This is a genomic window from Shewanella cutis, assembly GCF_022410515.1.
GTDB classification, from domain to species: domain Bacteria; phylum Pseudomonadota; class Gammaproteobacteria; order Enterobacterales; family Shewanellaceae; genus Shewanella; species Shewanella cutis.
The window spans coordinates 117622-143915 of sequence record NZ_JACSDI010000008.1 but is presented as its reverse complement, the minus strand read 5'-3'; the positions used below and the strand labels follow the sequence as shown (position 1 = coordinate 143915).

The following is a 26294-nucleotide window of genomic DNA, read 5'->3' as shown; positions in this document are numbered from 1 at the left end:
ATCAATATCTCTCTCAATTAAGCCTGAACAATTCTGATACGCGCAGTATTGGCGGGGATCCCACGCGCTGTCGGGCTAGCTTTGCGGCTAACGAGCACGTTGACACTGCCACCATGATCGACCCCATTCGCATCCGGTTGATGCCATGCCCCATGCCCCATGGCAATCACGCCGGGCATGACTCGCGTAGTGACTTTGGCGGTGATCACCATTTTTGCGTCGCGAGGATTGGTCAAGGTCATTTTTTTGCCGTTAACGACACCATAGCGCTGCGCATCAAGTGGATTAATCCACGCCACTTGATCATTGGCTTCTTTTAACCAAGGATAATTAGCATGAGTTGAATGCACCCGCCCCTTATGATGCCAACTTATCAACTGGAACGGATATTCTGCGGCAAACTCATTATCCTCAGCGCCTTCAGTTGCCGGAATATATTTCCCAATAAAGCTGGTCTCTGTTTCTTCAAACTTTTCAAATCGGGTGCGATTTAATAATGTTAAAGAATAAGCCTCAATTTTTTTAGAAGGAGTATTTAAGGTTGCGCCACCATATTTAAATTCACGCAATCCTTTAAATAATGGATTTTCAGAGGCAATACGACGCACAGGACTGCGGCCTAATACCGACTCATAGGTATCTTCTGGATTATATAAATTAGGCACTTTTTTAGCGTAATGCTCAAAACTCCATTTAACCCATTCATCTTGCGTTTTTAAGCGAGCATAAGAGTGCTCAACCCCCATTCGTGCCGCTAATAATCGACAAATCTCCCAAGTACTTTTGGCTTCATACATAGGTTCAATAGCACGTTCAAACACATAGGAATACACCATCATTCCTGAATCATGATCTAACTTATTTGTCACAATATCGGAATTTTCTAAGTTAGTAATACAAGGTAAAATGATATCCGCCATTTTTGCACTCGGAGAAAACATATGATCTATCGCTAAAATGAACAGATCCTGAGCTTCAGGTGCATTATTAAGAATATCTAAAGTATGATTAATATCTGCAGTTTGATTTAATGTCGTACCACAGGCATTACCAAAAATAAACTTAATCGGATTTTTCAGCTCGAGAATATTATCGTGATCCTTTGCCTGCTCTTCTCCGAGCATGTGTCGCAAACCATCATCCCGTGAATTCAGTGGACGCTGAACCCCTTCTAACCATTTATAGCCAGGAATGGTAAATTCGGTACCATTAATGACAGCTGACCCCACACTATTACCGACACTGTCTGCTTCCATCCCTGCAACAATCGGCTTGGCGTAAGTTTTTGCGCCAGGTACAGAGCAGAAATTGGTGCCTTTATCACCAATCTTACCCAGCAAAATGGGTAACATAAATAATGAACGGGCCGCATTTTCACCATTTTGAGCACGCTGAATACCCCAGCCTTGAATAAAGAACGGTGTTTTTGCCGCCGCAATTTCACTGGCCAGTGCTCGAATGGTATCGACAGGAATACCCGTAATTGCAGCTGCCCATTCGGGTGTTTTAGCTTGGCCATCATCTAGCCCTAAAATATGCCCCTTATAACTTTTTGCTAATGGCAACTCAGGATAATGATCGAAAGCCGCTTCTGCGCCATAGCCATAAACTTTACTTTGCAAAAATGCCATATCCAGCGGCGCTTCATCCATCTCAACAATCCATACATAGGCAATTGCTTCAGCAAGCGCAGCATCGGTACCCGGGCGAATAGGGACCCACTGATCATCACAAACCACCATAGTATCGGTATAACGCGGTTCGATATAAATGGTCTTAAATCCAAATTGACGCTTCAGATTGGTGTAATCGTAAGCAGAGCCCGCGCCGCCCATCCGACTTTCCATCGGGTTATAACCAAAACAAATCATCAAATCGGTGCCATTTTTGACATCGAGTAAGGTATTCCCCGTTCCCCACAGATCGTCCCAACCAAAGGTGCTCTTTACCGCATCTTTCATCTGCGCGGCCGAATAACTATCGTGATACATGAGATAACCAGATGCATCTAACTCCATCGTAAAATCCATCTCTGGAATATAAAGTGGAATTTTCTTCTTGGTTATTTCATGCAAGAACATCATTGCCGCATACATGCCATCGACTTGATAATCATAATCTCCGGTTGCTACGGGTAAATAAATGGATTGTGCACCATAAGTAGCAATCTTAGTGGATAACTCTTGGGCAACGGTATTAATAGCTTCATCCCAACTAATGCGGACATATTGGCCACTGCCTCTTGGTCCAACACGCTTCATGGGATATTTTACACGATCGGCACTATAAGCCTTTTGTTTTTGTGCACGACCTTTTAAACAAGGGCGAATTTCATGATGAGCACCATCGACACTCCAGTTATCCACAAATTTGATATCACCACCGCTTTCAGATTCAATTCGTGTAATAATGCCATTGCGACTATAAACTCTTAATGGACAAGTCTGAAAACAATTACCTATACATGCTGAAAGCTTGGATATTTCAGGCACCTGCTCAGGCGATACCTCTGGCTTTAATACTGGATTTTTATCAGAACCACAACCCACAACGGTAGCTGCAGCCGCACATGAGGCCGACATTTTCAAAAATGCACGTCTTTTCATTAGAATCATCCCCTAAATTTAAAAGCTTTTCTTATATAAGAAACTGACTTGATGGGCATTAAAGTTATTATCCATTAATCCCAGGGTGGTTAAACCCAAAATAGTATCAATATCGACATTCGCGGCATCAGTATCAAAGTAACGTTCATAACGATAACTCAATGAGAGGCTATCTGACTTTGATAATTCATAATTTAAACTAATATCAAACTGATGCGTAAAATTAAAATAATCAGCAGACGCTCGCTGTTGAATTCGGCTCTGACTATCTGATTCACTATAGCGATAATCCATATTAATGCTTAACGGCAAATCAAATAACTCTTGATATATGGCACCCGCACCAACATAGACAAAAGAGTCTTGAGTATCTGCTAACCAATTTAGGTCACTTTCAAAGCCGCTGCTTTGGTTATTATCAATTTGCTCAACACCTGCATTGGCATAAATTCTGAGCTGATTATTTACCGTTACATTTGAATATACATCCACCCCGATACTGGTGCTTTCAGTCAATCCTAAGCGAGTATGTATATAGTCATTATATTTGTATTGGGTTTTGACACCAAAATCCAAAAACTGATAGGTGTAATTTGCACCGAAGTTAAATGCAACCCCCTCCATATCAGCCAGGTAATACTTCCTGATAATAGCATTGCTACTCTCTGAGGTGAGTTGATTGGCCTCGTAGGCCGAACCATCACGTTGCAGATAACTCAATTTTGCATTTAACTTAAGATTAGGGTTGAATCGATAATCAGCCTTTACCCAAAACTGGTTTTCATCAACCTCTTCACGCTCTTGATCTTGGCGTACAGTATTTTTTAATTCGAAGCCTACTTCAGACTTCAGTTCACGATTAAACTGATACTGAGTACTCAGATTGTATTTATTAATTTCCTTATCCAGCAATCGCGTAACTTGCCCATAATCACCTAATTGGTAACGCGCGCCTGAATGCTCTCTGGAGCTCGACTCAAAAGCACCTTTAACCTTCCATTGAGTATTGAACCTATGATCAATTGAAAGGTGATTGTTGCTCAGTTCGACTTTACCATTCCAAGCTAAATAATCACTGTCGCTATGATAAAGCAAGTCATCATCTTGTTGCTGAACACCTCTTGCAACATTCATCGCGAATAAAGTGTTATCTAGCTGCATAAAACCGCTTACTGCCAATTGATGACTTTCATTATCAGGCGCATCGGCATATAACTGATTTCCATTAAAATCAGTTATAGCATCAATTGAATTACTAAATAAAGAACCGCTGTAATCAAGCTTTAATTGCCATTGTTCACCAGACAATCCCACAAAGGCATCTAGGGTATTCGTTTCTGTATCATAGGGTTTAATGATATTCTGAACTTTTTGCTTTAAAGGTGCTTGCCGCTGTAAAAGACCGAGAGCCTTGTTGCCATAGGCATTGTCATACTTATAGGTAATACCATTAGACACATTCAAATCAAACAAATTGAACTCTAGGTCAACTTTAAAACCAAACTCATCCCTTTGTTTGTATAAATCATCACGATAAGCTTTATTTGTGATCAACCCATTCTGATCGATGTATTGAGCCGAATAAGCATTGTTCGCATCTTGTTGGAATTTTGTAGATCCAAAGACACTCGCACGATATAAGCCATATTCACCAATACTGACCTGACCATAGGCTATATTAGGATCTGTCATATAGGCTTTAGCATGCAGTTGCTGACTACCTGTGCGCATTTTGACATTCGCATCAACAAGTGCATCAAGGCCAGCTGTCGTCCCCAAGCTATTAAGTGTACGCTTATTGTCACTATCGGTATGGGCAACACCAACTTGCATATTGCCTGACATCGTTTTTTCTGAACATTGTTTACATGTCCAATTTTTAATATCAACTAATTGCGGTTCTTCATTCACAAATGTCGTGTCAAGCGCATATGCCTGAAAGCAAAATCCTGCCATCGCTAAAGCAATTGTCGTTTTACTTAACTTCATTACTCACTCCATTACTTCAGTAACTTATTGCCAGAAGGATGATTTGAACCGTGTATTTGATTGTGGCAATTTAAACAACTACCTGAACTATTAAATACATTCGTGCCGGCAATGCCTTGATCCACAGCAGCATGGGGATTACCGTTATGGCATTGCTGACATAACAATGGCGCTCTGGTCTTTAATAAATTGTCATTCACACTTCCGTGAGCATTATGGCAATGGGTGCAATCATCAACGACGGGGGCATGCTCCCAAAGCAGTGGCCCTCTTTTATCCGCATGGCAGGTATAACAGGTTTGGTTAATATTATTTTTTATCAAATCAACATCATTAATTGTGCCATGTGCTCCATGACATGCAGTACAAGTCATTTGCCCATTTGTTAGCGGGTGTGATGAACGCATTAATGTCTGATGACTTTCTGCTTGGTGGCAATCGGCACACACTTTATTTTGGCTTACTGCGTTTGCCAATATAGGATCCACCTCTGCGTGAATATTATGGCAACTACTGCAAGCTTGTTGCTGATGGGCTGCATTATGCCAATCACTTTGCATCTCATTTTTATGGCAAGATAAACAAATACCATTTTGTTTATTGATATCAATATTTCCTTGCTCACCAAAGGTGATCATTGGTTCATTTTTTCCACGATGCTTACCCTGTGGCCCGTGACAGGTTTCACACTGTAATCCTGCCATCGGCCCTTTTTGATTAGATACGCCATGGGCTGAGTTTAAAAAACTGCTCACCTTTTCATCTTTTTTATGGCAGGTGAGGCAGGTATCTGCACCACTCTTAGAGTATTGCTTCTCTTCAAACTTCTTAATTAATAATGACTCTAGGTTTTCTGCTGCAAAGGTAAGCGATGGCAGGAAAAAAGTGCTAATAAATAATAGCTGTACTAAAAGTATTTTTTTCATATTAAAATACAATCCAAATATTGATTTTTACCAAAAATAGCAGCAAACAACCGTTTACATGGTTTATCTTGCAAGCATATTTTTGACTGAGGATGATACGTTTTTATTAATCTGTGCAAATACACTCGACGCAACTAACAATGCTTGATACAGGTTAGGTTTTTGAGCGGTTACAGCTCCTTGCTTATTAATTTCCAACCAAACATTGATCATTGAAATAATCAACTGCTGTGCTTGTTCAATCTTTGCGGTTATCAACACAGTATTTACAACATCATTAGCAACAAACAGTAAACACTGGGTAAAACTTTCATCATCCAGGGGAATGTCTGGCGATTGAATTAATTCATCCAATCTAGCGCTATCCATTTCATTAAATACCGACATGGAAATGAGACTGCTAATACTCGATATCGTCGTCGCCCCTTTAAAAAGATCAACAATCTCCGAATGGGCACATATGCTAATTGATAATCGATTGGAGAGTATTGACTTAGCATATTGAACATTCACTGTGGACAATAAACTCATCAAATTAACCTAATGTTATTTTAGATTGTTTGCCATCATAATGCGTTCTATCATCATGGTTAAATTATCAAGATAAACTTTGGAAAGCCCGGCAATGGCCTGATAAAAATCAGTGTTGGCAGCAGCCAATAAATTATTCAAAAATTGATCAGACCAAGGCAATAAATGCTTTTTTAGTAAAATGTCGATATGACGCAAATTTTGCAGGTAATTCATATCATCATGTAAATTATTTAACATATAGCCTAGTGTTTGCATATAGAATGCAAAATGATCAATAGGCTCATTTGCTCGGCACTCAAGTTTAATCCCAACACTGTCATAAAACTTGGATAACTCTAATGTACTTTTATCATTTAGCAGCCTTGTGCTGGACAGATAAAATGATCCCCACGGCACCGCTTTAAGGCTGTTAGGGCCAATAAATAACTGACCAAAGTCTAATTGTAACTCCGTCAATTCGGCATCGGTTGCTTGCCAAGCATTTAGATAACTATCTAATTTTGAGATAGATGTTTCTTCGAGAGTACTGTTATCAAAGCGTGGCCATGCTTGAGCAAATTCATCCGTTTTAAGCTGATTAATAAGCTCGATATCATTAGGATAATTATAAATTAATGATCCAAGCATGGACCCAGCACCTGCATATAGTTCATAATCAAATGAGGATTTGCTCATCAAAATTACCCTATTACTATTAAATAATTTACATGATTAATAAAATTAGTCATATACCAACAACATCCAATCACTTTACAATTCTAAATTAACCTATAGCTTGAATAAATTTTGTAACCCTATTTACATTTCATGACACAAAGTCATTTTTTGTGACCACTGTCAGGTTATAGTTAAAACATACTCACGAATAGCTAACATTTAACACCTTAATTTTAAAGATTAACCTATGGCTATATAAGTGTTACCTTTATTTGAAAAATAACATTCTGGCATTCTCATTATTGAAGAATTGTTATTTCGCTAGCGTCCTCTGTAACATTAAAATTTAATGAAAGTCTAAAATAATCAAATTGCAAACTATGAACTAAACTAGACATGCAAGCGCCCCTCACGAGTGTTTAGTAATGAATCAGAATGTTTAGCTTGAGTTAATAAACCCTAAGATTGCCTTACGCATATTCTCTGTTAGTATATGTATAAATTCACAGTGATTGAGTGCTAACGACTTGCAGCAATTGGATCTTGTTCCGATCAACGAACTCAAGGGTGTCGCCAAAAGAGTCGCGGAAAAACTCGCCAAACTCGGCATCACAACAGTACAAGATCTGCTGTTTCACTTACCCCTGCGCTACGAAGACCGCACGCAAATCTACCCCATCGCCGCACTCATGCCCGGAAATTACGGCACCATTGAGGCCGAAATCCAGTCGACTCAAATCCTTCAAGGTCGTAAACGCATGCTAGTCTGCAATGTGCGTGACAATACTGGCAGTATGAGCCTGCGCTTTTTTAACTTTTCAATGGCGCAGCGCAATGCGATGCAAAACGGGTTAATGATCCGCGCCTATGGCGAAATTCGCCGCGGCAATCATCAAGCGGAAATAGTCCACCCCGAATATAAAATCGTCTATCCGGGTGAGGATATTCACCTAAGCGATACACTTACGCCGATTTATCCCACCACCGAGGGCTTAAAACAGGCGAGTTGGATTAAGCTCACCGAACAGGCACTTGAATTATTAGAAGATGGCGGCTTGACCGAGTTATTACCCGCCCATTTGCAGCCAAACAACATGAGCCTAAAACAGGCGCTGCAAACCCTGCATCGCCCCCATGCGGGGATTTCACAATTTGATTTAGAGCTTGGTCAACACCCCGCGCAGCAGCGACTGGTGCAGGAAGAATTACTCGCTCACAACCTGAGCATGCTTCGTCTCAGGCAACGCAGTAACCTCGACGCCGCTGTAACCATGCATGCCACGGGGCAATTACTAAACCCTTTTCTCGCCTCGCTACCCTTTAAACCCACTGGCGCGCAGCAACGTGTCGTTGCCGAGATAGGTAAAGATTTAGCACAACCGCACCCCATGATGCGCTTAGTGCAGGGTGATGTTGGCTCTGGTAAAACCTTAGTCGCCGCCCTCGCCGCCCTGCAAGCGATTGAAAACGGCTATCAAGTGGCCATGATGGCCCCAACCGAGTTACTCGCTGAGCAACATGCGGCAAACTTTGCCGCGTGGTTTGAACCTCTGGGATTAAAAGTCGGATGGCTTGCAGGTAAGCTTAAAGGTAAAGCTCGCGCGCAATCTTTAGCGGATATTGAATCTGGCGCCGCCCAAATGGTGATCGGCACCCACGCCATTTTTCAGCAGCAGGTTATCTTCCACAAGCTCGCCTTGATCATCATCGACGAACAGCACAGATTTGGCGTCCACCAGCGCATGGGACTCAGGGAGAAAGGCATCAACCAAGGTTTTCATCCCCATCAATTGATCATGACGGCCACCCCGATCCCACGGACGTTAGCCATGACAGCCTACGCAGACCTCGACACCTCGATTATTGATGAGCTACCGCCGGGACGCACGCCCGTTACCACAGTCGCCATTCCCGATTCGCGCCGTAATGAAGTACTCGAACGCGTCCGCAACAGCGTGATCACGGACAAGCGCCAAGCCTATTGGGTCTGTACCTTGATTGAAGAGTCCGAAGTGCTCGAGTGTCAAGCAGCCGAAGATACCGCTGAAGAATTGCACCAAGCGCTACCAGAACTGACGATAGGTTTAGTACATGGCAGGATGAAAAGTGCTGAAAAGCAAAAGATTATGGCGGACTTTAAAGCGGGAACCATCAATTTATTGGTGGCAACGACAGTCATTGAAGTCGGCGTAGATGTCCCTAACTCCAGCTTAATGATTATCGAAAACCCCGAGCGATTGGGGCTTGCACAGCTGCATCAACTGCGCGGGCGCGTAGGGCGCGGTGCCGTAGCCAGTCATTGTGTGTTACTCTACAAGGTGCCATTGAGTCAAACCGCAAGTCAGCGGTTGAATGTACTGCGGCAGAGTAATGATGGTTTTGTTATTGCACAGAAAGACTTAGAGATACGTGGTCCCGGCGAAGTATTAGGCACTAAGCAAACAGGGCTAGCCGAGCTTAAGATAGCTGATTTAGTTCGAGATCAAGCGCTTATACCACATATCCAAAAGCTTGCGAATCATGTGATGTCACAAGCACCCGATGCGGTTGATGCCATTATTCATCGTTGGCTTGGACACAGGCAACAATATGTTCAAGCCTAAACCTTAAGCTAACCCCTTCAAGGTAAAATAAATTCAAACTGTTCAGCTAACCTCTATGGACAAGCGCGTGTAAACTTGCAAAATAAACTTGCAACCTGAACCAAGGCGGCACTTGCACTTTAATGTTAGCACTATGATATTCACCACGTTACCTTGACACTGAAGCGAAGGATGTAAAATGCAAGTTAATCAAGATGATAGAATTACACCTCAAGAGACCTCCTCTAGCAGTAATCGCTTTGCATTGATTGCGATTGTGCTCGTCATCCTGCTCTCTGCGGCAGGTTATTACTACTACAGTAAAGATGACTCACCCAAGCTCATTCCTAATGCACCGATAGTGCTGCCAGAGCCTCCGTCTTCTGAACCACTCACTCTGGAAACACCCCCTGAACCTGAAACGACAACAGAGGTCAGCGAGACACCTGCTGTCACAACACCCACAGACACAACTGTTACACCTGTGGAGCCTCAAGTGCCCGCTGAAATCGTACCAAGCTTGCCTGAGAGCGATGCTTTTGTGCATCAAAAAGCGCTGGCGATCATCAATAACAATGTCGTTGGATCATCCTTAGTCAATCAAGATCTGATCCGTCAGTTTGTGGTCTTTGTCGATAACTTGGCTCAGGGCGAGCTCACCCGCAAAGTCAGCCCAGTGAAAGGCCCTGAAAAGCTATTTACTGTGTCTGAAATTACTAACAAAGTGTATTTAAATCCAGAGAGTTACCACAGATACGATGCCTACGCGACCGTGATAGCTAATATGGATCAGCAAAGTTTAATGCACACCTACAAGCAACTCACGCCGCTGTTTGATGAGGCCTTTGCTGAACTGGGTTATAGCAACGCCAAATTCAATGACAGAATGCTACAAGCGATTAAGGTAATGCTTGCAGCACCTATCATTGAAGAACCCATAGAACTGAGTTCAATTAGCGTAAACTATCGCTTCGTCGATCCCAATTTAGAAGCCTTGCCCAGCGCCCAAAAATTGCTTGTCCGTATGGGCCCTGAGAACACCCGCAAAGTGAAAGCTGCGCTGCGTAAAATGGAAAATCAGCTCGCACAATAGCTTGATATCCAATCCGTTGTTACAGCATAAATAATAAACAGGCGCCTCAAGCGCCTGTTTATTTATGATCTCGTTGTCTGTTCAACTGGCGTTAAGCAACTTAGTCTACACTGCCCCCTTCTCACTCCCCGACCTGAAAACTATGTTATCCAACCGTGACAAATCGCTATCCCATTGCATTTTATTAACCTCAGGTATGCAAATGACTTCATTAAAACTAAGGACTTAGTGTAGAATGCGCAGTTCGATAAATGGGGGAATTGTGTTCGTTAATCCAACGAACAAACAGCGATAAGCCAATCAATTCATTAGTATTTTTGCTTAGTTAGGGATAACTAAGACAGCTTTAAATCGTGTCGAGGCAAAGTAGTGCAACTCAGATTCAGCATCCTCTCTTGGGGCGCATGGTCTCCAAAGTATCAGCAGCATGATGACTGGCAAACTTGGTGCAAGCACTCGGCTGAAACGACCAAAGAGCATGATCTCACCGATGGAATCTCTCCAACCCTTCCCCAAGTGCCAGCCATGCAGCGCAGGCGCTTTAGTCGTTTAACAAAAATGATGTTGGATGTGAGTTTTCAATGCGATACGCCCCCAAACTGCCGTTCGATATTTGCTTCTCGCCACGGCGAGCTGCACCGTACTATTGGCTTGCTCGAAGAAATTATCGCTAAGCAACCGCTTTCGCCCTTAGGTTTTAGTCAATCAGTGCACAACACTGGCAGCGGTATTTTTGGTATTTTAACCAATAACACCGCCCCTTCGACCTCGGTTGCCGCGGGCACTGAAACCCTTTCCCAAGCCATGGTGGAAGCTTTCGCCCAGTTGCATCAATCCGCCGAGCCGCTATTACTGGTCTTTGGCGATGATCCTGTGCCACCGGTATACGATGAGTTTACCCAAGAGTATGAACTCCCTTTAGCCTTAGGTTTTACCCTCGCGCCTGCCAGCCATACTGCGCCGGTCAAACTCACACTCAGCCAGTTGGCCCAAGCACAACAACAAAACATTCCTCCACTGTCCTACGGGATGTTAATCCATGCGTTAGCCACCTCACAAAACATTGCTGGTTGTTTATCCCATTGGCACTGGAGCGTAGAGCATGGCTAATCCCGCTCCACAGGGTGCACAGTTCAATGTCGCTTATACGCTGCCCGAAAAACGCCGCGCGGGGATACACTACATCCCCCGCTGGCTCGGTGGCGTCAGTTGCTATATCGCCTTTGGCTTGGGCGGACTATTAAGTTCGCTCACCATATTACCATTACTGCGTTTTTGGCCCGGCACACCTGAGGCTAGGATTATCCGCGTACAAAAAGCCGTGCATTTTATGTTTAAGGGCTTTGTCGCCATGCTAACGTGGGCTGGGGTGATCAAAGTTAGCACCCATAATGCCGAGCAGTTACATAGCGCCAAAGGAGTGATCGTCATTGCCAATCACCCAAGCCTAGTGGATGTAGTGGTGTTAATCAGCTTGATGCCCAATGCAGGTTGTATCGTCAAACAAGGCCTTTGGCGTAATCCGTTTTTGCGCGGTGTGGTGTCCTGCGCCGGTTATATCCCCAATCGCGGCGCCGAGTTGATGCTCGAAGATTGCCGTGAAGTGCTCGCAAGAGGCACTAATTTAATTATTTTCCCAGAAGGTACTCGCACAGTATTTGGCTCAATAATCAATGAGTTTGCCCGGGGCGCGGCCAATATTGCCATTCGTACCCAAGCCGATATTTTACCCGTGGTATTACGCACTAATGTGCGCGGTTTGACAAAGGAGCAGCCTTGGTATGAGATCCCAAGGCAGACCATGGGAATGGCCGTCGAAATCGGCAACACAATTTCTCACCAAGCCTATCAAGCCTCTTTAGGTGAGCATGCGAAAATGGCTCGGCAATTAACCCGAGACCTTGAACAATATTATCAACAACAACTCGAACATAATTATGACTTTACACAATGAAATTAAACAGTTAATTATCGACTGCCTCGACCTCGAAGATGTCAGTATTGATGATATTGAAACCGATGCACCGCTATTTGGTGACGGACTCGGACTCGATTCTATCGACGCCCTCGAGTTAGGGTTAGCCATCAAGAAAAAGTTTGATGTCAAAATCGAAGCCAACTCGGATAGCACTAAAGCCCATTTTTACAGTGTGGCCAGCCTTGCTAAATTTATCGAATCACAGCGCCCATAGGAGAGGAAGATGCAAAACCGTGAACAAATCCTCGCTATGCTGACCACTATTTTAGTGGATGAGTTTGAGATTGATGCCGATGCGATTACCCCCGACGCCAATCTCTACGAAGAATTAGATCTGGACAGCATTGATGCCGTCGATCTGGTGATAAAACTGCAGCAACTGACAGGCAAAAAAATTCAACCCGATGAATTTAAATCAGTTCGTACAGTCAATGATGTGGTCAACGCCATTGAAGGCCTAGTAAAAGACTAATGCGCGTCCTGCTACAGGTGCTCACCGCACTCGCGCTGATCGCCTACCCAGTTGCCGTGTATTTGGGGCTAAATTATCTACCCGCAGGCACAATCGCCTTAGTGCTATGCCTCTTGTTGGTAGTGCGTTTAATGCTGCAAAAGCAAAAGGTTAAAACCTTAGTTTTGCCTTTGCTTGTGGGGATTGCGCTCACCGCGGGCAGTTTTGTCGCAAAGCGTAGCGACTGGCTGTTGTATTACCCTGTGGTGATTAACCTCACCATGTTAGCCCTGTTTAGCTACTCGCTATACCAAGGCCCGAGCATGATTGAACGGCTCGCACGGCTCAAAGAGCCCGACTTGCCGGATGAAGCCATAGGTTACCTTAAAAAAGTCACCCTGCTTTGGTGTGGCTTATTTATCTTAAATGGCACCATGGCGGCTTATACCGCCGTGTTTACCAGCTTAGCAACTTGGACTTTGTACAACGGTTTGATTGCATATGTACTCATGGGACTGCTCCTCGGTGGGGAATGGTTATATCGCAGCTTTTGGTTGAAGAAAACATGACACAGCTACTCAAAAACTGGTTAATCCAGGGGCCATTTGCCCAACAACTGATCAGCTTTAACCACCATGACATTGTCACAGGTGCCCTGTTTACCAATCAGGTGGCCCATTTTTATGAGCAGCTGCGCCAAGCGCCTGAGCAAAAATGGCTGCTAGCGAGTGATACCAGCGATCTGTTTGCCGTCGGTCTGTGCGCCGCACTGTTGGCGGGCAAAGAAATTATTTTGCCGCCCAACACCCAAACCGGCACCCTGAGCGAATTAACACACCAATTTGAAGGCATATTGTCCGACAAACCATTGTGCGAGAGTCATGCCTTTATCCTTTTGAATAAAGAGTTGAGCCTGCCCACCAAACCTTGGCCCAAGAGCGACACCTTTGGTGAATTGGTGCTGTTTACCTCGGGTAGCAGTGGCGAGCCCAAGGCGATTAGCAAGAGCTTAAGGCAGCTCGATGCCGAAGTAACAGTGCTCGAGCACACCTTCGCCGAACATTTGCCCCATTGCAGTGTGGTATCGACCGTTTCCCATCAGCATATCTACGGCTTGCTGTTTAAAATCCTCTGGCCCTTAGCCGCCAGTAGACCCTTTTTAAGCGAGCAGATTGAATACCCAGAGACCTTAAGCTACTACACTGCGCTGTTGCCGAATTTATGTTTGATCAGTAGCCCGGCGCAATTATCCCGTTTGCCGAAGGCGCTGGAGCACGAACGCCAATTACGTTCACCCAGCTTAGTCTTTAGCTCCGGTGGTCCCTTAAGTTTCACCGCCGCCCAGGGTGTCGCCCAATGTTATGGCCATTTACCCATAGAGATATTCGGCAGCACCGAAACCGGCGGTATCGCCTATCGTCGCCAACACGAGGCCGATGAACCTTGGCAAGTGTTTGAACAAATTACCATAGACCAAGATCCAGATGATGGCGCCCTGCTGCTTAAGTCACCCTATTTAGCCGACGATCAATGGTTACGCTGCGAAGATAAAATTGAGCCGACGACCAATGGCCAGTTCAGGCTCAAAGGCAGGCTCGATCGCATCGTTAAGATTGAAGAAAAACGCCTGTCGCTGGCGCAAATGGAGACCTTGCTCTGTAGTCATGCCTATGTCGAGCAGGCGGCATTGGTGGTATTGCCCCAGTTTAAATCCCAGTTAGGAGCCGTTATTACGCTATCGCCATTGGGCCGCAGCGTGCATCAAGAGCAGGGAAAACTCAGTATCAACAATGCCTTAAAAGCGCATCTACTGACCCAGTTTGAACGAGTAACCTTGCCGCGCCGCTGGCGTTATCCCGACACCTTACCGTTAAACACTCAGGGTAAGCGTGTCGCCGCCCAGCTAGTTGAGTTATTTGACCATGATTAAGTCGAGTTTACCGCCGATACTCACGTCGCAGATCGGCCCTGATAGCATTGAATTACGCCTGCTGGTCGCCGCCGATCTTGAGTATTTTAACGGCCATTTCCCTGAGCAAGCCGTACTCCCCGGCGTGACCCAACTCGATTGGGCCGTGCGCTTAGGTTGTGAGCATTTTGGTTACAACGCTGCGGTCGCTAATTTAGAAGTACTAAAGTTTCAACAGCTTATTCTGCCTGGGCAGGAAGTGACCTTAGTCATCAGTCACAATGCCGCCAAGGAAAAACTCACCTTTGCCTACAGCGATGGCGACCACCGCTATGCCTCAGGCCGTATCAGCTTTGCCAGCAAGCAAGGTGATGGAGTGGCTCAGTGAGCGACGCTATGAACGACATAATGTTAGCCCCACCGAGTGATTTGATGGGCCCAGCCCCAATCAAGCTGGCACTGGTGATCCCCAATTACAATCATAGCGCCGCGATCGCCCAGACCTTGGCCGAGCTCGCTGTCCTCAATCTGCCCTGCTATTTGATTGACGATGGCAGTCATGATGAGACCCGCTATCTGCTGCAATCCTTAGCGAAGCAACACGATTGGGTGACCTTGCTGCAACACCCCTACAACCGAGGTAAAGGTGCGGCAGTGATGACAGGGCTTCGCCGCGCCTATCGCGATGGCTTTACCCATGCGCTACAGGTGGATGCCGACGGCCAGCATAATTTGAGCGATATCCCCGCGATGCTCGCCAAAGCGCAGGCCAAGCCAGATGCACTGATCTCGGGTAAGCCCGAGTACGATGAGTCCGTCCCTAAGGGGCGACTCTACGGCCGTTATCTCACCCATTTTTGGGTATGGGTCGAAACCTTAAGCTTTGATATTCAAGATTCTATGTGCGGATTTAGGGTGTATCCCCTAGCTGCCACCGAGCGTCTACTGAGCAAGCAAGCGCTGACAGAACGGATGGATTTTGATATCGAAATCCTAGTAAAACTCTACTGGCAAGGGGTAGAAATTCTGTTTCACCCCACCAAGGTCATTTATCCCGAAAATGGCGTCAGCCACTTTCAAGGTGTGGCCGACAATGTGCGTATCACTAAACTGCACACGCGGTTATTTTTTGGCATGTTAAAGCGTCTGCCGCAGTTGCTGCGCCGTAAACAAGCGGCTAAATCGGTACAATCCGCTCATACTACGACCCATTGGTCGGCCATGAAGGAGCGCGGCAGTTATTGGGGCATCAAACTATTAGTTGAAAGCTACCGCTTTGGTGGCCATTGGCTATGCCGCGCCATTATGTATCCCGTGATTTGCTATTTCTTCTTGACCGGCAAAGTCAGCCGCGAAGCCTCATTGGATTTTCTGCGCCGCGTGCAGCGCCTTGAGCCACAACACCCGCAATTAAGTCGCCCCGTTGGCTGGCGCGACAGCTTAAGCCACTTTATCGCCTTTGGTAATGCGGCGCTCGATAGAATCGATGCTTGGTGCGATCGCATTCAATTAAGCCAAGTGGATTTTCCCGACCGCCAAGTGCTGGCCGAACAGCTAGAAAGCGGCCAAGGTGCCGTACTGCTGGTGTCCCACTTAGGCAATCTCGAGCTGTGCCGCGCGATTTCAATCCACCAGCGCAAGGTCAAAGTCAATGTCATGGTGTTAACCAGCCATGCCGAAAACTTTAATAACGTACTCAAGCAGTTAAATCCTGATAGCACGCTGAATTTGATCCAAGTGACCGAGCTAAATCCCGCCACCTCCATGCTATTGCAGCAAAAGATTGAGGACGGCGAGTTAGTGGTGATTGCAGGGGATAGAACCTCATCCCACGCCCAAGGGCGAGTCGTGTACGCGCCATTTATGGGCCAAGAGGCCGCCTTCCCGCAGGGGCCATTTATTTTGGCCGGCCTGTTGGATTGTCCTGTGTATCTGATGTTTTGCCTGCGTGAGCAAGGGCGTTATCGAGTGCATTTAGAACACTTCGCCGAGACACTTAAAGGCCCGCGTGCGGGCAGAATGGAACGACTCCAACAGGCCGTTTATCGCTACAGCGAGCGCCTCGAACACTATGCAAGGCGTGACCCCTTGCAGTGGTTTAACTTTTTTGATTTTTGGCGGGATGATAACCAGGTCAACCGCGCGACATCCGCCCACAAAACGACAGCAGCACTCCCGGAGCAGGAGCGCACTACAGACAGGACAGAGCATTTATGAACCACGCAGTTACTCACACGACAACCGTTGAGTCGCCAATCGAATTTGGCCGTCAGTTACTCACATTAGAGCAGGTCGTCGCCGTGGCTAAGGGTGCCAAGGTCAAACTCTGTGATGATGCTAATTATCAGGAATATATCCAAAAAGGCGCCCGCTTTATCGATAGTTTGCTGCACGAAGAAGGCGTGGTCTATGGCGTCACCACCGGCTATGGCGACTCTTGCACAGTCAACGTGAGTCTCGATTTAGTCCACGAACTGCCGCTGCACTTATCCCGTTTTCATGGTTGTGGCCTTGGCGAAGTCTTAAGCGTAATGCAGGCGCGCGCCGTGATGGCTTGCCGTTTAAACTCCCTCGTCATTGGCAAATCGGGCGTCACCTATGAGTTATTAAAGCGCATCGAAACCTTGCTTAATCTCAATATCGTGCCAGTGATCCCAGAGGAAGGCTCAGTCGGTGCCAGTGGCGATTTAACGCCATTGTCTTACCTTGCCGCCGTGCTGGTTGGTGAGCGTGAAGTGATTTATAACGGCGAGCGCCGAGCCACCAAAGAAGTTTACAGCGAGCTGAATATCACACCCCATGTGCTACGCCCCAAAGAAGGCTTAGCCCTGATGAATGGCACCGCAGTGATGACGGCATTAGCCTGTTTGGCCTTTGATCGCGCACAATATTTAGCGCGTTTAACCAGCCGCATTACCGCCATGGCGTCGTTAACCCTCAAAGGCAACTCCAACCATTTCGACGATATTTTGTTTGCCGCCAAACCCCATCCAGGGCAAAACCAAATCGCCACTTGGATACGGGAAGATTTGAACCACCATGTTCACCCGCGCAATTCCGACAGATTGCAGGATAGATATTCCATCCGCTGCGCGCCGCACATTATTGGCGTGTTGCAGGATGCGCTGCCCTTTATGCGCCAATTTATCGAGACCGAAGTTAACAGCGCCAACGACAACCCGATTGTCGATGCTGAAGGCGAGCATATTCTCCATGGCGGCCATTTTTACGGCGGGCATATCGCCTTTGCGATGGACTCCTTAAAAAATACTGTGGCCAATATCGCTGATCTGATCGATCGCCAAATGGCATTAGTGATGGACCCTAAATTTAACAACGGTTTACCCGCTAACCTTTCGGGTTCGACTGGTGCACGCCGCGCCATCAACCATGGCTTTAAGGCGGTGCAAATCGGCGTTTCAGCTTGGACGGCGGAAGCACTGAAACACACTATGCCCGCAAGCGTTTTCTCACGCTCAACCGAATGCCATAACCAAGACAAAGTCAGCATGGGTACTATCGCCGCCCGTGACTGTATGCGCATATTGCAACTAACAGAACAAGTCGCCGCCGCAGCCCTGCTGGCCATGACTCAAGGCATTGATCTTCGTATCAAACAAAACGAGTTAGACGAAGCCTCACTGACCCCTTCGCTGGCGACCACGCTCGCCCAAGTGCGCGCTGACTTTGCGCCATTAGTCGAAGACCGACCACTGGAAGCCGTGCTGCGCCAAACCGTCGCTAAAATCCAAGCCGGTGAATGGGAAGTGTGCCGATGAAAGCCTTGCTTAGCATAGAAATGGATATGCAGGTCCCCTTCCACGATGTGGATTCGATGGGGATTACTTGGCATGGAAATTACCTGCGTTACTTTGAGGTTGCCCGCTGCAAATTGCTCGATGAATTAGGCTATAACTACCGCCAAATGCGAGCCTCGAACTACGCTTGGCCGATTATTGATGTGCAGATCAAATACGTTAAGCCCAGCACCTTCGAGCAACATATTACCGTGCGTGCCGAGTTAGTTGAGTGGGAAAATCGCTTAAAAATCAATTATCAAATCCGTGATACCGCAACCGGCGAGCGCATTACTAAGGGCTATACCATTCAGGCGGCGGTGGATATGACGAGCCAAGAAATGTGCTTTGTGACGCCAGAGGTGTTTCGCAGCAAAATCGCCCCGCTGCTGGCAAAGGCGGATAACGAATGAATGTCCTCCTCAAAACCTGGTCGCGAGCTAAGTGGGTGCAATGGTTCTGCCAAGGCGCACTATTAAACTGCACCGTGCTGCTTGGCTCAGTGCAGGCGCAAGACCTTGCTGCACCAAACCTTACAGAAGCGAGCCAATATCAGCCCCTGTTTAACCAAGGTGCCGATAACGCCGCATTACTCGCCCTCAGCCAAAAGCTTAACCTTGGCGAGACGGTGCGCGGCCACTTTGTGCAATCCCGCCAACTTAAAGTGCTAAAAAAGCCCCTCGTTAGCCAAGGTCAGTTTGTATTCGACAAAGACCAAGGGCTGATTTGGCAGCAGCTTACGCCCTTTGAGTCCTTGCTCATTTTAAAGGATAAGCATCTTATTCAGCGAGATAGCCAAGGACGAGTGCAAGTCAGCAGCGCCGATGCTTCGGCAAGTGCTGCGGCCATGGGAGATTTATTACCCAGTCTGGTGAGTGCCATGCTGGGCGGTGATATTTCGGGTTTAAGCAATCATTTTGAGCTGCACTTCTTAGCTCAAAAAACCTTAACGAATGAATTAGCTAAGGAAAACTGGCAGCTCGGATTAACCCCTAAAGATCCGCTAATGAAAAAAGCCATCGCTAACATGGTGCTCGAAGGCAGCGATACTCTTCATGCCTTAGTGCTGCTCAGCGCCGCACCCAACGTAAGCCCGCAGGATATCACCCGTATCGATTTTCGCGAGCTGCGCCAAGGTAAACTGAGCGACGCCGAATTAGCCCAGTTTTCCATCGCTGTGACTCAAAAAGATCCTTCACGGGAGACTGATCCTAAAGAGAGTAAGGCGAAATAATGGCGACCAAGATTGCCGCACGCATAAATCACACTTTGATGCAGACATCGATCAAATGGCGTTTTGCTATTTGGCTGAGCCTGATGCTGGCGGCGAGCCTATGGACGCTGCAACTGTGGCACTATGGGGCCAAGGTTCAAAGCGATATACTCGCCATGCTGCCCCATCTGCAGCAAGACACCCTTACGGCGCGCGCTCTTGAGCAAGTGGAGTCAACACTCGCCGATCAAGTGTATCTTGCCCTGATTGCCAAGGATGAAACGCAAGCCATTGCCGCGGCAACACTTTTGATTGAGCAGCTTAAGGCTCAAAACGGCGCCTTTACCGATATTCGCAGCGCCGATATGCAGATGGGTGAAACCCTAGGCCAGTATTATTTTCCCCATCGATTTAAGCTATTAACCTCGGAGCAAGCCGATGCGTTAACCCATAATGGCCTCGATAGCTTAGTTGCCTCGGCGACTGCTCAGCTCTACAACGCCTTTAGTTACGCCAATAGCCAACTCTTGACCCAAGATCCTTTGCTGTTATTTCCCGCCAATTTGCTCGCCCTCGCGCCCAGCTCGAAACTGAGCGCCAAGCAAGGGATTTTACTTGCTCATCCCAACCAAGGTGTTGATAACAGTGAAGGCGTGGCCGCCATTGTAATGGCAAAGGGCAAAGACAGCGCCTTTAATCCCAATGCCCAACTCATTCAGCAAGCAGCGTTAACACAAGCACTTACTACCGTCACTGAGCAATATGCCGGCATACAAGTCTTACAGGCGGGCGCGCTATTTCATGCCATCGAAGCCACCAATACTGCCAAGAGTGAAATCTCTGTCCTTGGCCTCGCCTCTCTGCTTGGGGTGGTGTTATTAGTCTGGCTAGCATTTCGCTCCGTGATGCCGCTGCTACTGGCGATAGTGACCATCTCCAGCGGCCTACTGCTGGCGGTGACCTTTACCTTAAGCGTGTTCGGGGAGCTGCATTTACTGACTCTCGTCTTTGGCACCAGCCTGATTGGAATAGCCATCGACTACAGTTTCCACTTTTACTGCGAGCGGTTAAGCGATCATCAGCGTAGCGCGCAGGCGACCGTGGCCTATATCTTCCCCACAGTGTCGCTCGCCTTTATCACTAGCGCCTTGGCCTATGTTGGCATTGGCTTAGCACCGTTTCCCGGTATGCAACAGGTGGCGATTTTCTGCGCCTCTGGCTTACTCGGCGCCTACCTGACGTTAGTGCTGGCCTATCCGTTATTAGCGGGCAGCAAGTTGCCATCGGGGGAGCGTCCGCTGAATCTTGCGCAAGCTTATCTTGCGCGTCTGACGCAATTATCAAACAAGCTGGTGTCGCCATGGGGCCTGAGCCTATTCACCTTAGCACTCGTAGGCGTCTGTTTACTGGGAATCAGTCAGCTTAAGGTGGATGATGATATTCGCCATTTACAGCAAAGCCCTGCGAGTGTGACAGAGCCTGAAGATAAGCTCAGAAAACTCCTCAGTGGTGGCACCGATAACCAGTTTTTATTGGTGCGCGCATCGAGTGAAGAAGCCTTATTGCAGAAACTCGAAAGCCTAGGCCCACAACTCGATACCGCCATTAAACAGCAAGAGCTGGGCAACTATGTCAGCCTTAGCCGTTACCTGCCAAGCAAGCAAAAGCAAGATGCTGCATATCGGTTACAGGGCGAGATTTACCAGTCGCAATTAACCACAGTGCTAAATAGCATTGGCCTTGATGAGAGCCTAGCGCCAAACCTTACTGCCGCCTATCTTGCAGCTAAAGACAGCTATATCACCCCGACGGATTTTTTCGAACTGGGCTTTGGTAAACAGCTAGCACCACTTTGGCTTGCACCTCTGAGATTAGCGCCGCTTGAACACTCAACGAACCCAAGGGCCAGTGCAGATAATACAAACCTAGGAAGCGACAGCCATGGCGCCATAGTGTTGCTCGGTGGTATTGAAGATATTGCGGCTCTCAAAGCGCGCTTTGCCAAAGATCCACAGGTACAACTTATCGATAAAGTCGCGGATATTTCCACCGTGATGGGGCATTATCGCCTGCTCACCCTTAAATTATTGGGCCTAGCGCTGGTTATCGCGCTCTTGCTATTTAGCCTAAGTTTTGGGCTCAAAAAGGCCACTGTGGTTGTCGCCGTGCCGGCATTGGCCGCGGTACTCACCTTAGCCATTTTAGGCTTAGTCGGCTCCCCCTTAAGCTTATTCCATGCGCTGGCGCTGATTTTAGTCTTCGGGATTGGGATAGATTACAGCTTGTTTTTTGCCTCCGCTGAACAACATGGCAAGGCGGTGATGATGGCGGTATTTATGTCTGCCTGTTCGACCCTATTGGCCTTTGGCTTACTCGCCTTTAGCCAAACCCAAGCCATTCATTACTTTGGATTAACCCTATCCCTCGGCATAGGCTTTACCTTTGTACTTTCGCCATTGATTTTGACCACCAGTCAGGTTTTAACCACCAACAAGGTCTCGATACCTACAAGGAATGTTATTTAAATGTCTACCTCTAATGCGGCTAGCGCCACACAGTCTCACTCCCTTTGCGTCGATGTCGCCATTATTGGTGCGGGCCCATCCGGCTCGATTGCCGCCAGCTTGTTACATAAGCAAGGTAAACGTGTCGTCGTGCTTGAAAGACAACACTTTCCGCGCTTTTCGATCGGTGAGAGCTTGCTGCCCTGCTGTATGCAATTTATCGAAGAAGCGGGCATGTTAGAGGCGCTGAATGCCGCGGGATTCCAATATAAAAACGGTGCAGCCTTCCGCCGTAACGGGGTGTATACCACTTTCGATTTTACCGACAAATTTACCCCTGGGCCGGGGACAACCTTCCAAGTACAACGGGGAAACTTCGACAAATTGCTCGCCGATACTGCGGCAAGCTTTGGGGTGGAGATCCGTTACGGTGAAACCGTTGAGGCGATAGAGTTAACTGCCGCGCCACGTTTAACTGTGCGTAACGAGCAGGGTGAACTTTATCAAGTCGAGGCCAAATATGTGCTCGATGCCAGCGGCTTTGGCCGAGTCTTACCACGGCTGCTCGACCTCGAAACGCCGTCCTCACTGCCTACCCGCAGCGCCATCTTCACCCATGTGGAAGATAACATCAGCGATCCCAACTTCGACCGAAATAAGATTTTAATTAGCGTGCACCCGCAGCATCAGGATATTTGGTACTGGTTGATTCCCTTCAGCAATGGTCGCTGCTCACTTGGTGTGGTGGCCGAACCACAATTGCTCGCGCGCCTAGAAGGCGATTTAGAGCAGCAGTTAATGACTATAGTCAAGGAAGAGCCGGGCCTGAAAGCACTACTAGCCAATGCCAAAGTCGCCCAGCCCTGCGCGACGCTCAAGGGCTATTCCGCCAACGTATCGCGCCTTGCCACCGATAAATTTGCGTTGCTGGGCAATGCCGGTGAGTTCCTCGATCCGGTGTTTTCATCGGGCGTAACTATCGCGATGCAGTCGGCATCCATGGCAGCAAAATGCGTGACCAAACAGCTTAATGGTAATACCGTAGACTGGCCTACCGAGTACTCAGCGCCGTTAATGCAAGGGGTGAACACCTTCCGCACTTATGTGCAGGCTTGGTACGATGGCCGCTTCCAAGATGTGATTTTTTATGAAGATCCGAATCCTAAAATCAAGCAGATGATTTGCTCGATTTTGGCGGGCTATGCTTGGGATGTGCAAAATCCCTTTGTTAAAGAATCCGAGCGACGTCTAAACATGGTGGTCGAGCTATGTCGGCAGGATGCTGAACTCACGACCACCGAACCAGCAATCAGCGAACTCACAATCAACGAATTAGCCGAGGTGTAATTCGATGCGTCTAAGCCCTAACGCCAAAGGTCGCACAAAAGCGATAGTGACAGTACCCCTAATGTTCTCAAGCCTCGGCTTGATGGGTTGCAGTGAGCTGCTCTATCGGCAAACCTGCGTCGGATTCACAAAAGATATGCGTTATTGCTTAGCACCACTGCCACAGCATTTTGGCCCTGCAACGGATAAACCACTCACTAAGCCAACAAGTCAGCCTGCCGCAAACCCAACTGGCACAGACTCTTCGAGCCAGAGTCAGCAAGGCGACAGCAAAGCAAAGGTATCCTCCCAATCTTTTAGTCAGAAGGTGAGCATTAAAGTGGGCGATAACACCCATGAACTGCTCACCCAGCTCGAACTTGAAGGGGAACGCATGACGCTGGTGGGGCTCGCCCCGCTAGGGCAAGCATTGTTTACCTTGGTTTACGATGGGAATACACTCAGCAGTGAGCAGAGCCAGCTACTTGGGAATGAGTTTAAAGCCGAATACCTGATGGCGATGATGCAACTTATCTATTGGCCAGAACAGAGTATTCGTAGTCATTTAGAAGGTGGAAGTTTAGTGACAGGGTTATGTGACGCCATTCCCTGCCGCCAGTTTTATAGCCAAGACACGCTTATCAGTTACAACGATAACCAAACCCAAGTGATACAAATTCGTTATCAGCACCAAACCGACGATTCCCTCTGGCAGGCACACATTAATTTGACCATGCCACAGGCAAAGTTTGAATTAGAGATACAACCGATTTAAGCGTCACGTTAAAGACGGCTAAGCCATAATAACAATGTTAAACTCAGCAATATTAGCCACTTATATTTACCACCCAGATTCGGTAATAGGTATAACAAGCCGCAATGAATAACAGAGTCGCCATTACACAGATTGGATTGTGTACCCCGTTAGGGCAAACGCAAGAGCAAGTGTTAGCCCGCTTGATTGCAGGCGATACCAGTGCCATGCAAACCAATGACACCCTATTATTTGGGGAGTCAACACTGGTTGCGCCCGTCACTGAGCCATTACCGACGATACCTGCCGCACTGGCGCAATTCGATTGTCGCAATAATCAGTTACTCCTTGCTGCCGCGCAGCAAATTACCGACACGGTCGAACAGGCGAAACAGACATATGGCGCCAACCGCATTGGCGTTGTCTTAGGCACCAGCACCTCGGGAATTTCGAAGGGCGAAGCCGCCTTGGCCTATCGCAATCAACACGGCCACTTTCCGGCGGATTATCATTATTTCCAACAGGAACTCGGCAGTACCAGCGACTTTTTGCGCCAGTTATTTGCGCTCCAAGGCCCCTGCTACACCATTTCAACCGCCTGCTCCTCCAGCGCCAAAGTGTTTGCCAGTGCCAAACGCCTACTTGAGGCCAAGCTGTGCGATATGGTGATTGTCGGCGGTATCGACAGCCTGTGCCAACTCACAGTTAACGGGTTTCACGCCTTAGAATCGGTTTCCAAGGGGCATTGCAATCCCTTCAGCGCCAATCGCGATGGCATCAATATCGGTGAAGGCGCAGCCCTGTTTACCCTAACCCTAGCGACAGACAACACAGCAAATGAAACCTGCGTATTGCTCGCAGGTATTGGCGAGTCGAGCGATGCGCACCATATGTCAGCGCCGCACCCTGAAGGCGCAGGGGCGATTGCCGCCATGCAGGCCGCGCTTGATGATGCACAAATATCTGCGCAAGATATTGATTATATAAACTTACATGGCACAGCAACGCCTAAAAATGATGCAATGGAAAGCCGCGCCCTACTCTCGGTATTTGGCGACACGCCGCCCCCTGCAAGCTCAACCAAACCGCTGGTCGGCCATACCTTAGGCGCTGCGGGCGCGATTGAAGCCGCATTTTGTTACCTCTTGCTGTCACCGCATAATCACAGCTTTGCCCTGCCGCCCCATAGGTTTGATGGGCAGCAAGATCCGCAGGACCCCAGCATTGCGCTAGTCGCGCCCAAGCAATGCGCCGATCATGACAAGCTTAACTATGTGATGAGCAACTCCTTCGCCTTTGGCGGCAGCAATGCCAGCCTGATTTTTTGCCGTAAAGAGGCTTAAGATTGATGTCCAGTTCTATCGATACCGCAATTTCAGCCGCCGAGCCGATTTGGCTGCAACACTTAGCTGAGCAGAATATTGCCGATTTTATTCCGCACCGCGCGCCAATGATCTTGATTGATAAGATTATTAGCCATCAGCAGGATGCGCTCGAAACCGAAGTGCTGATCACTCCGCAGAGCGCTTATTTTGACGAGCATAGTCAAGCCGTCCCCAATTATGTGGGCATCGAATATATGGCGCAGAGCATTGCCGCTTTAGCGGGCGTTGAGGCTAAACTGCGTCACGATAAAATCCGCGTGGGATTTTTATTGGGATCGCGTAAATTAGCCTTACACTCGGCGCAATACGAACTCAATCGCTGCTATCGGACACTGGTTAAACGCCTCTATCAGGAAGAGTCGGGACTGGCGGTATTCGATTGCCAGATTTATCTATTGCCAGAGGCGCAAGCGCAGCAAACACCACAGTTAGTTGCAGAGGCCAATGTGAATGTGTTCCAGCCACAGGACACCCAAGCGTATATCGCCTCAAGCCAGCAGGCTTAATGCCCAGAGTTATGCTTGGCAACAACAAGTATTATCACAAAAGGATTTAGCCCTTTGATGCATTACCAGCCATTAATCCAGCGT

Annotated in this window: 23 protein-coding genes; 18 read left to right on the top strand and 5 right to left on the bottom strand. The window is 47.5% G+C overall.

Features of this window, described 5'->3' with window-relative positions; translation table 11 throughout:
* Positions 1-17: 17 nt before the first annotated feature.
* The 5 genes from H9J30_RS12805 to H9J30_RS12785 all read right to left on the bottom strand — a co-directional run bounded on the left by H9J30_RS12805 (position 18) and on the right by H9J30_RS12785 (position 6730).
* The gene (locus H9J30_RS12805) at positions 18-2606 is read right to left on the bottom strand and encodes a molybdopterin-dependent oxidoreductase (RefSeq protein ID WP_240131362.1); all 2589 of its coding nucleotides are present in this window, start codon (positions 2604-2606) and stop codon (positions 18-20) included.
* Positions 2607-2624: 18 nt separating this feature from the next.
* On the bottom strand, positions 2625-4595 hold the full coding sequence (locus H9J30_RS12800) for an MtrB/PioB family decaheme-associated outer membrane protein (protein WP_240131361.1): 1971 nt from the start codon (positions 4593-4595) through the stop codon (positions 2625-2627).
* A gap of 11 nt (positions 4596-4606) precedes the next feature.
* Complete coding sequence (locus tag H9J30_RS12795; RefSeq protein ID WP_240131359.1) at positions 4607-5521, bottom strand: DmsE family decaheme c-type cytochrome; 915 nt, start codon at positions 5519-5521, stop codon at positions 4607-4609.
* Between the two features lie 63 nt (positions 5522-5584).
* Positions 5585-5908: a hypothetical protein gene (locus tag H9J30_RS12790; protein ID WP_240131358.1), complete on the bottom strand. Its 324-nt coding sequence runs from the start codon at positions 5906-5908 to the stop codon at positions 5585-5587.
* 159 nt (positions 5909-6067) lie between these two features.
* Positions 6068-6730, bottom strand: a complete 663-nt coding sequence (locus H9J30_RS12785; protein WP_240131356.1) for a TorD/DmsD family molecular chaperone — start codon at positions 6728-6730, stop codon at positions 6068-6070.
* 509 nt (positions 6731-7239) lie between these two features.
* Between H9J30_RS12785 and recG the strand changes: the two genes are divergently transcribed.
* The 18 genes from recG (at position 7240) to H9J30_RS12695 (ending at position 26210) form a co-directional block, all read left to right on the top strand.
* A complete protein-coding gene (gene recG / locus H9J30_RS12780) occupies positions 7240-9315 on the top strand; it encodes an ATP-dependent DNA helicase RecG (protein WP_240131353.1) in 2076 nt (691 codons plus the stop codon).
* Positions 9316-9493: 178 nt separating this feature from the next.
* Positions 9494-10387, top strand: coding sequence for a DUF3014 domain-containing protein (locus H9J30_RS12775; RefSeq protein ID WP_240131352.1), 894 nt, complete (start codon positions 9494-9496; stop codon positions 10385-10387).
* A gap of 369 nt (positions 10388-10756) precedes the next feature.
* Positions 10757-11497 (top strand): beta-ketoacyl synthase chain length factor, encoded by a 741-nt coding sequence (locus H9J30_RS12770; RefSeq protein ID WP_240131351.1) that lies wholly within the window; start codon positions 10757-10759, stop codon positions 11495-11497.
* Positions 11490-12341: a lysophospholipid acyltransferase family protein gene (locus H9J30_RS12765; protein ID WP_240131350.1), complete on the top strand. Its 852-nt coding sequence runs from the start codon at positions 11490-11492 to the stop codon at positions 12339-12341. The genes H9J30_RS12770 and H9J30_RS12765 overlap by 8 nt, the downstream gene beginning before the upstream one ends.
* Positions 12325-12579 carry a phosphopantetheine-binding protein gene (locus H9J30_RS12760; protein ID WP_011074022.1) on the top strand — a complete coding sequence of 85 codons (255 nt, stop codon included), beginning with the start codon at positions 12325-12327 and terminating at the stop codon, positions 12577-12579. Before H9J30_RS12765 ends, H9J30_RS12760 begins: the two co-directional genes overlap by 17 nt.
* Before the next feature lie 9 nt (positions 12580-12588).
* On the top strand, positions 12589-12837 hold the full coding sequence (locus tag H9J30_RS12755; RefSeq protein WP_011074023.1) for an acyl carrier protein: 249 nt from the start codon (positions 12589-12591) through the stop codon (positions 12835-12837).
* Complete coding sequence (locus H9J30_RS12750) at positions 12837-13385, top strand: COG4648 family protein (protein ID WP_240131349.1); 549 nt, start codon at positions 12837-12839, stop codon at positions 13383-13385. Before H9J30_RS12755 ends, H9J30_RS12750 begins: the two co-directional genes overlap by 1 nt.
* The gene (locus tag H9J30_RS12745; protein ID WP_240131348.1) at positions 13382-14746 is read left to right on the top strand and encodes an AMP-binding protein; all 1365 of its coding nucleotides are present in this window, start codon (positions 13382-13384) and stop codon (positions 14744-14746) included. Before H9J30_RS12750 ends, H9J30_RS12745 begins: the two co-directional genes overlap by 4 nt.
* Entirely contained in the window at positions 14739-15113 is a 375-nt protein-coding gene (locus tag H9J30_RS12740; protein ID WP_240131346.1) for an ApeI family dehydratase, read from the top strand. The genes H9J30_RS12745 and H9J30_RS12740 overlap by 8 nt, the downstream gene beginning before the upstream one ends.
* A gap of 20 nt (positions 15114-15133) precedes the next feature.
* The gene (locus tag H9J30_RS12735) at positions 15134-16942 is read left to right on the top strand and encodes a glycosyltransferase family 2 protein (RefSeq protein WP_240131393.1); all 1809 of its coding nucleotides are present in this window, start codon (positions 15134-15136) and stop codon (positions 16940-16942) included.
* A complete protein-coding gene (locus H9J30_RS12730; RefSeq protein ID WP_240131345.1) occupies positions 16939-18504 on the top strand; it encodes an HAL/PAL/TAL family ammonia-lyase in 1566 nt (521 codons plus the stop codon). The genes H9J30_RS12735 and H9J30_RS12730 overlap by 4 nt, the downstream gene beginning before the upstream one ends.
* The gene (locus H9J30_RS12725; protein ID WP_240131344.1) at positions 18501-18935 is read left to right on the top strand and encodes an acyl-CoA thioesterase; all 435 of its coding nucleotides are present in this window, start codon (positions 18501-18503) and stop codon (positions 18933-18935) included. The genes H9J30_RS12730 and H9J30_RS12725 overlap by 4 nt, the downstream gene beginning before the upstream one ends.
* A complete protein-coding gene (locus H9J30_RS12720; RefSeq protein ID WP_240131343.1) occupies positions 18932-19756 on the top strand; it encodes an outer membrane lipoprotein carrier protein LolA in 825 nt (274 codons plus the stop codon). The genes H9J30_RS12725 and H9J30_RS12720 overlap by 4 nt, the downstream gene beginning before the upstream one ends.
* A complete protein-coding gene (locus tag H9J30_RS12715; RefSeq protein ID WP_240131342.1) occupies positions 19756-22260 on the top strand; it encodes an MMPL family transporter in 2505 nt (834 codons plus the stop codon). The genes H9J30_RS12720 and H9J30_RS12715 overlap by 1 nt, the downstream gene beginning before the upstream one ends.
* Positions 22261-23586: an NAD(P)/FAD-dependent oxidoreductase gene (locus tag H9J30_RS12710; protein ID WP_240131341.1), complete on the top strand. Its 1326-nt coding sequence runs from the start codon at positions 22261-22263 to the stop codon at positions 23584-23586.
* 4 nt (positions 23587-23590) lie between these two features.
* Entirely contained in the window at positions 23591-24340 is a 750-nt protein-coding gene (locus H9J30_RS12705) for a DUF3261 domain-containing protein (protein WP_240131340.1), read from the top strand.
* 104 nt (positions 24341-24444) lie between these two features.
* Complete coding sequence (locus H9J30_RS12700) at positions 24445-25662, top strand: beta-ketoacyl-[acyl-carrier-protein] synthase family protein (RefSeq protein ID WP_240131339.1); 1218 nt, start codon at positions 24445-24447, stop codon at positions 25660-25662.
* Positions 25663-25667: 5 nt separating this feature from the next.
* Positions 25668-26210: a hotdog family protein gene (locus tag H9J30_RS12695; RefSeq protein ID WP_240131338.1), complete on the top strand. Its 543-nt coding sequence runs from the start codon at positions 25668-25670 to the stop codon at positions 26208-26210.
* Positions 26211-26294 lie beyond the last annotated feature (84 nt).